4 protein-coding genes are annotated in these 3,729 nt (G+C 63.3%); 3 read left to right on the top strand and 1 reads right to left on the bottom strand.

From position 1 onward, the window contains the following. Positions 1 to 121: 121 nt before the first annotated feature. Positions 122 to 1,090 (bottom strand): type I pantothenate kinase, encoded by a 969-nt coding sequence (gene coaA / locus AHiyo1_RS01615; RefSeq protein ID WP_059387404.1) that lies wholly within the window; start codon positions 1,088 to 1,090, stop codon positions 122 to 124. A gap of 176 nt (positions 1,091 to 1,266) precedes the next feature. Between coaA and glmS the strand changes: the two genes are divergently transcribed. The 3 genes from glmS to AHiyo1_RS01630 all read left to right on the top strand — a co-directional run. Further along, complete coding sequence (gene glmS, locus AHiyo1_RS01620) at positions 1,267 to 3,159, top strand: glutamine--fructose-6-phosphate transaminase (isomerizing) (protein ID WP_059387405.1); 1,893 nt, start codon at positions 1,267 to 1,269, stop codon at positions 3,157 to 3,159. Between the two features lie 4 nt (positions 3,160 to 3,163). After that, on the top strand, positions 3,164 to 3,511 hold the full coding sequence (locus tag AHiyo1_RS01625) for a holo-ACP synthase (protein WP_059387406.1): 348 nt from the start codon (positions 3,164 to 3,166) through the stop codon (positions 3,509 to 3,511). A gap of 14 nt (positions 3,512 to 3,525) precedes the next feature. Further along, a partial coding sequence (locus AHiyo1_RS01630) for an NAD(P)H-hydrate epimerase (RefSeq protein WP_275937030.1) occupies positions 3,526 to 3,729 on the top strand: 204 nt, incomplete at its 3' end.

The raw sequence follows: 3,729 nt of genomic DNA on the forward strand, positions 1-3,729 counted from the left end.
CGACGTGGGCGAGGCGACCCGGGTATCCGGCTGCAGGCCGCCAAGGCCGCCATTCCCGCCCCTGCGGCAAGAAGCGTCGCGAAGGACCTTCGGCTGGGGCCGCAGTTGTAGCACATCCGTGCTAGACCTTTCGGAGTAGCATGCGGCGGATGGAATGGTCGGCATCCTTGGTGAGGACAAGTTGCGCCCGGCCGCGGGTGGGGAGCACGTTTTCCTCAAGGTTGGGCTCGTTGATCCGCTTCCAAATGCCGCGTGCAGTGGCTTCGGCCTCGGCATCGGAGAGCGTCGCGTAACGGTGGAAGTAGGATTCCGGCTGGGCGAACGCGGTGCTTCGAAGCTTGCGGAAACGGTCCACGTACCAGTCTTCGATGTAGGAAGTCTTGGCGTCAACGTAAATGGAGAAATCAAAGAAGTCGCTCAGGGCCAAGCCTTGCCGGCCGTCCTGCCGGGGACGCGCGGGGGCCAACACGTTGAGGCCCTCGACGATCAGGACGTCGGGCCTCCGGACCACTACTTCCTTGTCCGGGACGATGTCGTAGGTGACGTGCGAATACCAAGGAGCCCGGACTTCTTCGGCGCCCCCCTTGATCGCACTCACGAATCGAAGCAAGGCCCGGCGGTCGTAGGACTCCGGAAAGCCCTTGCGTTCAAGCAAGTGCCGGCGCTTCAACTCGGCGAGGGGATACAGGAACCCGTCGGTGGTGATGAGTTCGACGTTCGGGGTGCCGGGCCAGCGGCGGAGCATCTCGCGCAGCACGCGGGCGATAGTGGACTTGCCGACTGCCACCGAACCCGCGACGCCGATCACGAAGGGCGTGCGCTGGGTCTGCTCGCCAAGAAAGGTGGTTGTGGCTGCATGAAGCTGTTGTGATGCCTGGACATAGAGGTGCAACAAGCGGGAGAGCGGGAGGTAGACCTCGCGGATTTCCTTCATGTCCAGGGGATCGCCAAGGCCGCGAAGCCGGATGATGTCCTCTTCGTTAAGCGGCTGCTCCATCTGCGCACCGAGCCGGGACCACGTCTGCCTGTCCAGTTCCACGAACGGAGAGGAGCTGTCGCCGTTCGCTTCGTTGCGTTGCAAAGTCACCATAGAGATTCTGCCCCTCCGTTGGCTGATCCGGAAATACAGCATGAACGGCGGGCAGATTTTGTGTGAGCATGCTCTCCCGGAAAAGGTGCATGAACCTGCATATTCCGCGGCCTGGGCTGATTGCGGGCCCGGATATCCTACGTCCATTTCGCGGGGCAACCGCTACTCTTGTAGGCATGTGTGGAATCGTAGGTTACGTTGGCAATTCATCCCGCCGGGCAGATGCCGGGCACTCGGCCCTCGACGTCGTACTTGAAGGACTCCGGAGGCTTGAATACCGGGGCTATGATTCAGCCGGAGTAGCAGTGGTGGCTGATGGAACCATCACAGCCCGGAAGAAGTCCGGGAAACTGAGCAATCTACTGAACGAGCTCGAGGGAAATCCGCTCCCGGACTCGCTGACCGGTATCGGCCACACCCGTTGGGCCACCCACGGCGGACCCACCGACCAGAACGCCCACCCGCATCTGGCCGATGGCGGACGCCTGGCGATGATCCACAACGGAATCATCGAAAACTTCGCCGAGCTCAAGCAGGAGCTCATCGCCAAGGGTGTCACTTTCGAATCGGAGACGGACACCGAGGTGGCGGCAGCACTGCTGGGCGATATTTTCCGCAACCAACTCAATGGCGACTCCTCCAACGGCAGGCTCACCAAGGCGATGCAGCTCGCGTGCCAGCGGCTCGAAGGCGCGTTCACGCTCCTCGCCGTGCACGCGGAACGGCCCGACGTCGTCGTCGCCGCGCGTCGCAACTTCCCCCCTTGTCGTCGGCTGGGGGAAGGCGAGAACTTCCTTGGCTCCGACGTTTCCGGTTTCATCGACCACACGCGCCGCGCCGTCGAGCTTGGCCAGGACCAGATCGTCACGATCACCGCCGACACCGTGGAGATCACGGACTTCTTCGGCGCCCCCGCCCAGGGCAAGGAATACCACGTTGACTGGGACCCGGCTTCTGCGGAAAAGGGCGGCTTCAGCTCCTTCATGGAGAAGGAAATCCACGACCAGCCCGACGCGGTCACCCAAACCCTCCTCGGCCGCTCGGACATCAACGGCCAGCTGACTTTGAGCGAGCTCCGGATCGACCCCGAGTTGCTCAAGCAGGTCAACAAGATCATCGTCCTGGCCTGTGGCACGGCCGCATACGCCGGGATGGTCGCCAAGTACGCCATCGAGAACTGGTGCCGCATCCCCACCGAGGTGGAGCTTGCGCACGAATTCCGCTACCGCGACCCGATCGTTGACGCCAACACGCTGGTGGTGTCCATCAGCCAGTCCGGCGAGACCATGGACACCCTGATGGCGGTCCGTTACGCCCGCGAACAGGGCGCCAAGACGATCTCCATCTGCAACACCAACGGATCCACCATCCCGCGTGAATCAGACGCCGTTCTCTACACCCACGCCGGTCCGGAGATCGCCGTCGCTTCCACCAAGGCGTTCCTGGCCCAGATCACCGCCGCCTACCTCCTGGGCCTCTACCTCGCCCAGTTGCGCGGAAACATCTTCTCCGGCCAGATCAAGGACGTCCTGGCGGACCTTGGCAAGATTCCCGCCCACATCCAGAAGATCCTCGACAACGCGGGTCCCCTCCGCGAGCTCGCCCGCAGCATGAAGGACGAGAAGTCGGTCCTCTTCCTGGGCCGCCATGTGGGCTTCCCGGTAGCACTCGAGGGCGCGCTGAAGCTCAAGGAAATCGCGTATATCCACGCTGAAGGGTTCGCTGCCGGTGAGCTCAAGCACGGTCCGATCGCCCTGATCGACGAAGGGCAGCCCGTCTTTGTGGTGGTTCCCTCGCCTCGGGGCCGCGATTCCCTCCACGCGAAGGTTGTTAGCAACATCCAGGAAATCCGCGCCCGCGGTGCGCGCACGCTGGTGATCGCCGAGGAAGGCGACGAAGCCGTGCGGGCTTACGCCGAGCACGTTTTCTACGTCCCCCAGACGCCTACCCTGCTGATGCCGCTTCTCACCACTGTTCCGCTGCAGATTTTTGCCGCAGAGCTCGCCAAGGCCAAGGGGTACGACGTGGACCAGCCGCGCAACCTCGCCAAGAGCGTGACCGTAGAATAACGGCATGATTGTTGGCATAGGCGTAGACGTCGTAGACATAGAGCGCTTCGGGCGCCAACTCGAGCGGACCCCGGGCCTCCGTGACCGTTTGTTCGTTCCCGCGGAACGCGAGCTCAACACGCGGTCCTTGGCCGCGCGCTTCGCGGCCAAGGAAGCCGTGGCCAAGGTCTTGGGAGCTCCCGCGGGCATGAACTGGCAGGACTGCTGGATCGGCCTGGACCAGAACGGTCCCACCATCAAGGTGAAGGGCACCGTCCTGGCAGTCGCCGATTCCATAGGCGTGAAGCGCTGGCACGTGTCCATGAGCCACGATGGCGGAATCGCCACTGCCATGGTCATCGCCGAAGCGTAGCAGCGCAAGCAACCATGATCAGCGCCTTCACCGGAACACAGATCAGGGCAGCGGAACAACCGCTTCTTGATGCCGGCGAAGGCGCTGTTCTCATGCAGCGCGCAGCCTACGGTCTGGCGAACGCCGTCGTCCGGGAACTACGTTCGGAAGGCCGTCGCCTGTACGGCTCGAGCGTCGCAGTGCTGGCCGGCAAAGGAAACAACGGCGGGGACGGCCTC

The organism is Arthrobacter sp. Hiyo1 (genome assembly GCF_001263615.2).
Lineage (GTDB): Bacteria > Actinomycetota > Actinomycetes > Actinomycetales > Micrococcaceae > Arthrobacter.

Bases quoted from the DNA above. Each gene is read 5' to 3' on its own strand.
- AHiyo1_RS01625 (WP_059387406.1), top strand. From the start codon at position 3,164: ATGATTGTTGGCATAGGCGTAGACGTCGTAGACATAGAGCGCTTCGGG.
- coaA (WP_059387404.1), bottom strand. From the start codon at position 1,090: ATGGTGACTTTGCAACGCAACGAAGCGAACGGCGACAGCTCCTCTCCG.
- glmS (WP_059387405.1), top strand. From the start codon at position 1,267: ATGTGTGGAATCGTAGGTTACGTTGGCAATTCATCCCGCCGGGCAGAT.